The organism is Mesorhizobium sp. M7A.F.Ca.CA.002.05.1.1 (assembly GCF_003998335.1).
Taxonomy (GTDB): Bacteria; Pseudomonadota; Alphaproteobacteria; order Rhizobiales; family Rhizobiaceae; genus Mesorhizobium.
Map to the genome: position 1 here is coordinate 1 of NZ_RZQI01000499.1, position 4,427 is coordinate 4,427.

Here is a 4,427-nt window from a genome sequence, read left to right on the forward strand (position 1 = left end):
GTATCTGCCGCTGTCGCTGCTGCGCGCGTCGCTGGAACGCCAGTTCACGCTGACCGACATTCCCTTCAAGACCGGCGGCCCGGCCCGCTATGTCCAGGTCGCCGAGACTGGCGGACGGCTCGGCTTCATCACGCCGATGACGCATAATTTCTGCGAAAGCTGCAACCGCGTCCGGCTGACCTGCACCGGCACCCTCTATATGTGCCTGGGCCAGGAAGATGCCGCCGACCTGCGCGCGCCCTTGCGCGCCTCCGAAGGCAACGAGCTGGTCGCCGATGCAATAGACGAAGCCATCGGCCGCAAGCCCAAGGGCCACGACTTCATCATCGACCGCCGCACCAGCCGCCCATCGGTGTCACGCCATATGAGCGTCACCGGCGGCTGATCTTTTCGTGAAATTCATGCAAGATTGCTTCGGATCATGACTCGAGGCGAGCATGCGGCTGCACTCTTCATTCCTGGCGATTGCGACAATGGCAGCAAGCAGTGCGGTCGCCGCGCCGTTCACTTATGTGAACGAGCGCTTCGGCACCGTCTGCACCTTTCCCGACGAGATCTTCACCGATCGCCAGCCGGAGCCCGATAATGGCGACGGACAGCAATGGCTGAGCGCCGATGGCGCCAGCCTGATCTGCTCCGGCATCCTCAACATAGACAACGATACGCCGAAGGGCTTTGTGGCGGCCGAGAAGGCCAGCGATGAAGCCGGCTACAAGGTGACCTATGGCAAGGCCGGCAGCGATTGGGCGGTGCTGTCGGGCGTTAAGGATGGAAAGATGTTTTACGAGCGACGTCTGTTTGGGAGAGACGGTATCATCCGCACGGTCTGGGTCGACTACCCTCCGGCCCTGAAGTCGAAATACGACCCGCTGGTCGGCGCCATTGCCGGCAGTCTCAAGGGGTCGTGAAAGTTTCGGACCACACCCCAGAAAAAGTCTTGTTCGCGAACCACAGCCGGATTTACGGCCAGTCTGTTCCAACCTACCCTTTCCCTGGAAGCGGATCTTCGCTCACAGGGGGAATACTCCATGCGCAAACTCGTTCTTTCTCTAGCCTTGCTTGGTCTCGCGGCCGTGCCCGCTGCGGCCCAGTCGATCGGCGGCACTTATACGGTCGCCGGCACCAACTTCGACGGCTCTGCCTATGGCGGCGAGGCAACCATCACGCTGACCAGCGGGACGACGTGCGCGATCCATTGGGAAACCGGCGGCTCATCTTCCGACGGCATCTGCATGCGCAACGATGATGCCTTCTCGGCCGGCTATGTCATGGGCAAGGATATCGGCCTCGTCGTCTACAAGATGACGGACGACGGCTCGCTGCATGGTCTGTGGACCATCGCCGGCAAGGAAGGCAATGGCACCGAGGTGCTGACGCCGAAGAAGTAAGTTCTGCCGCCATTGCAGGTGATCTTCTGAGCCACAAACAAGGCTGTGGCCCAGCCCTTTGCTGTTGCTGTTTCACGCCCGGCTGTTACAGGCTTGCTGCCTAAAGCGCGTCGCGTTTGAACGGATTCAGGCGACGCGCTTTAGGTCTTTGTTTCTTATGCGTGTCGTTTCCCCAAAACCGAGGTCACTTTTGGGCGACATGCATTAGCAGAACCGGTAGCCGTCTTGCCCCTGTCACCAAATATTCGCGGCGCGTTGTTCATGATGGTGGCGATGGCCGGCTTCTGCCTCAACGATGCCATCACCAAATACTCGTCACAATCGATGAACATGGCGCAGGTCATGTTGATCCGTGGGGCTTTCGCTTCGCTTTTCGTCGGCTTGCTCGCCTGGCAGCGCGGCGCGCTCGCCCGCCCGGGTTCGATGCTGCAGCCTCTGGTGGCCCTGCGCGTGATCAGCGAGGCCGGTGCCACGGTGAGTTTTCTCGTCGCCCTCGCCCATTTGCCGATCGCCAATGTTTCGGCGGTGCTGCAGGCGCTGCCACTGGCGGTGACGATGGGGGCCGCACTCGTCTTTGGCGAGGCTGTCGGCTGGCGGCGCTGGCTGGCCATCGCCATCGGATTTGCCGGCGTGCTGATTATCGTGCGGCCTGGCTTCGAAGGGTTCAGCATGTACTCGCTGGCAGCGCTGGCCAGTGTCGCCTGTTGTGCGGTGCGCGATCTCGCCACCAAGCGAATTCCCAAGGCCATTCCGACATTGCTGGTGTCGACGGCAACCGCGCTTGCCATGACCATCGTCGGTGCGGCGCTGTTGCCGGCAATGGGCGGCTGGACGCCGATGACGAGGGACAGCACAGCCCTGCTGGCCTTGGCCGCGGTGCTGGTGGTGATCGGCTACCAGTTCATCATCATGGCGATGCGGGCGGGCGACATCTCCTTCATCGCGCCGTTCCGCTATACGGCCCTGATCTGGTCGATCCTGCTTGGCCTGTTCATCTTTGCCGATATCCCCGATCCGCCGATGATCGTCGGCGCCACCATCATCATCGGCTCCGGCCTTTATGCGCTCTATCGCGAGCGTGTGGTCGGCCGGCGAAAGATCGTCGCCGAAAGCACGGGGCCGACCATGGTGCCTGACGGAATCTAGCCAGATCATTGAAGGTTCTTGTGATTTCCGACGGCTGGCGTACAGGCTTCGTGGCATGAAGCGAGACATTGCGGGGATCATCCTGGCCGGTGGCCAGTCGAGACGGATGGGCGGCGGCGACAAGAGCCTGTTGCCGCTTGGCGATGGCTGCCTGCTTGACCAGGTCGTGTCGCGCTTCACCCCGCAAATAGAATCGCTGGCGCTCAGCGCCAATGGCGCCTCTGCGCGATTCCTGCGCTTTGGACTGCCGGTGCTTGCCGACAGCGTGCCCGGCTTTGCCGGGCCGCTCGCCGGAATCCTGACCGGCCTCGAATGGGCCGCGGCCAATACGTCTTGCAAAGCGATCGTCAGTGCTGCCGGCGACACGCCTTTCCTGCCGTTGAACCTTGTCGAGCGCCTGGCAGCGGCCGCCGATCGAAGTCCCAGTTCGATTGCCGTAGCCTGCTCGGCCGGCAAGCGGCACCCGACCTTCGCGCTCTGGCCGCTCGGCTGCCGCGATGCCTTGCGGCACTTTCTGGTCGACGAGGATATCAGGCGGGTTTCGGCTTTCATCGACCGGCACGGTTTTGTCGAGGTGGAATTCCCGGTTCTGCAATCGGCGGGGATCGACCCTTTCTTCAACATCAACGAACCGGACGATCTTGTGTCTGCCGAGCGTCTGTTGCAGAGCATCAAGCCATGAACAGACGCGTCTTCGGCATCACCGGCTGGAAGAATTCCGGCAAGACGACTTTGACCGAAAGGCTGGTCACCGAACTTGTCCGGCGCGGCTGGAAGGTGTCGACGGTGAAACACGCCCATCATGATTTCGACATCGACAAACCGGGTGCCGACAGTTTTCGCCACCGGCAGGCCGGCGCCACCGAAGTCGCGATCGTCTCCGGCGTTCGCTGGGCACTGATGCACGAGTTGCGCGGCGAGGATGAGCCGACATTGGAGACTGTCCTGTCGCGGCTTGCCCCTTGCGACCTGGTGCTGGTCGAGGGCTACAAGCGCGAAGCCCACGACAAGATCGAAACCCGCCGGCTGGATGCGAAGGACCGCACGCCGCTTTCGGCGGAGGATCCCAACATCGTCGCTGTCGCAGCCGATTTTGCGATTGAAGGCGAGCAGCTGCCGGTATTCGATCTCGACGATGCAAAATCGATAGCCGACTTCATCGAGCGCACCACCGGGCTCGTTGCTTGAGCGCTGACGCAACGGCAGAATAGCCTTGCCCATTTTTACGGTTTTGCAGTTGCTTTTTTCTTGGAAAGAGTGGGAGTATCGCGCCAGCGGGCGGTCAAAAGCACCGCCCCACAGAGCCGTTCGGAACGACGGCCGGGACCATAAAGAGAGGACCATCATGCGTATTTCACTGCGTATCGCGCTTGCCGCATCGGCCGCGCTGCTGACGCTCGGCGTCGCCCAGGCCCAGGAAAAGACCCTAAGGATCGGCACCGAAGGCGCCTACCCGCCCTTCAACAACCTTACCGCCGATGGCCAACTCGTAGGCTTCGACATCGACATCGCCAAGGCGCTTTGTGATGAGATGAAGGTAAAGTGCACCTTCGTCGCGCAGGATTGGGACGGCATCATTCCCGCCCTTCAGGCCGGCAAGTTCGACGCCATCGTCGCCTCGATGTCGATCACGCCGGAGCGGATGGAAAAGGTCGATTTTTCGCACAAATACTACAACACGCCGTCGGCGCTCGCCGTGCCGAAGGACAGTACGCTGAAAGGCGTGACCAAGGAAGATCTCGCCGGCAAGACCATCGGCGTCGCCACCACCACGACGCATTTCAACTATGCCTCGAAGACCTACACTGACAGCACCGTGAAGGGCTATCCGAGCAGCCCCGAGGAGCAGGCAGATCTTGCCAATGGCCGTCTCGACGCCATCGAGGACGATAT

General features: G+C 61.5%; 6 protein-coding genes and 1 pseudogene. All 7 read left to right on the top strand.

Features of this window, described 5'->3' with window-relative positions:
• Window positions 1-385: pseudogene (locus EN939_RS22500) on the top strand (GTP 3',8-cyclase MoaA); the annotation flags it as partial.
• Window positions 386-473: 88 nt separating this feature from the next.
• Window positions 474-908: a hypothetical protein gene (locus EN939_RS22505; protein WP_236383069.1), complete on the top strand. Its 435-nt coding sequence runs from the start codon at window positions 474-476 to the stop codon at window positions 906-908.
• Between the two features lie 120 nt (window positions 909-1,028).
• Entirely contained in the window at window positions 1,029-1,388 is a 360-nt protein-coding gene (locus EN939_RS22510) for a hypothetical protein (RefSeq protein ID WP_127269771.1), read from the top strand.
• 225 nt (window positions 1,389-1,613) lie between these two features.
• Window positions 1,614-2,534 (top strand): DMT family transporter, encoded by a 921-nt coding sequence (locus EN939_RS22515; RefSeq protein ID WP_127269772.1) that lies wholly within the window; start codon window positions 1,614-1,616, stop codon window positions 2,532-2,534.
• 55 nt (window positions 2,535-2,589) lie between these two features.
• Complete coding sequence (gene mobA / locus EN939_RS22520; RefSeq protein WP_127269774.1) at window positions 2,590-3,216, top strand: molybdenum cofactor guanylyltransferase MobA; 627 nt, start codon at window positions 2,590-2,592, stop codon at window positions 3,214-3,216.
• Entirely contained in the window at window positions 3,213-3,722 is a 510-nt protein-coding gene (mobB, locus tag EN939_RS22525) for a molybdopterin-guanine dinucleotide biosynthesis protein B (protein ID WP_127269775.1), read from the top strand. Before mobA ends, mobB begins: the two co-directional genes overlap by 4 nt.
• A gap of 157 nt (window positions 3,723-3,879) precedes the next feature.
• A partial coding sequence (locus tag EN939_RS22530; RefSeq protein ID WP_127269777.1) for a transporter substrate-binding domain-containing protein occupies window positions 3,880-4,427 on the top strand: 548 nt, incomplete at its 3' end.

Coding starts and splice junctions, on each gene's coding strand:
- EN939_RS22505 (WP_236383069.1), top strand. CDS start 474: ATGGCAGCAAGCAGTGCGGTCGCCGCGCCGTTCACTTATGTGAACGAG.
- EN939_RS22510 (WP_127269771.1), top strand. CDS start 1,029: ATGCGCAAACTCGTTCTTTCTCTAGCCTTGCTTGGTCTCGCGGCCGTG.
- mobA (WP_127269774.1), top strand. CDS start 2,590: ATGAAGCGAGACATTGCGGGGATCATCCTGGCCGGTGGCCAGTCGAGA.
- mobB (WP_127269775.1), top strand. CDS start 3,213: ATGAACAGACGCGTCTTCGGCATCACCGGCTGGAAGAATTCCGGCAAG.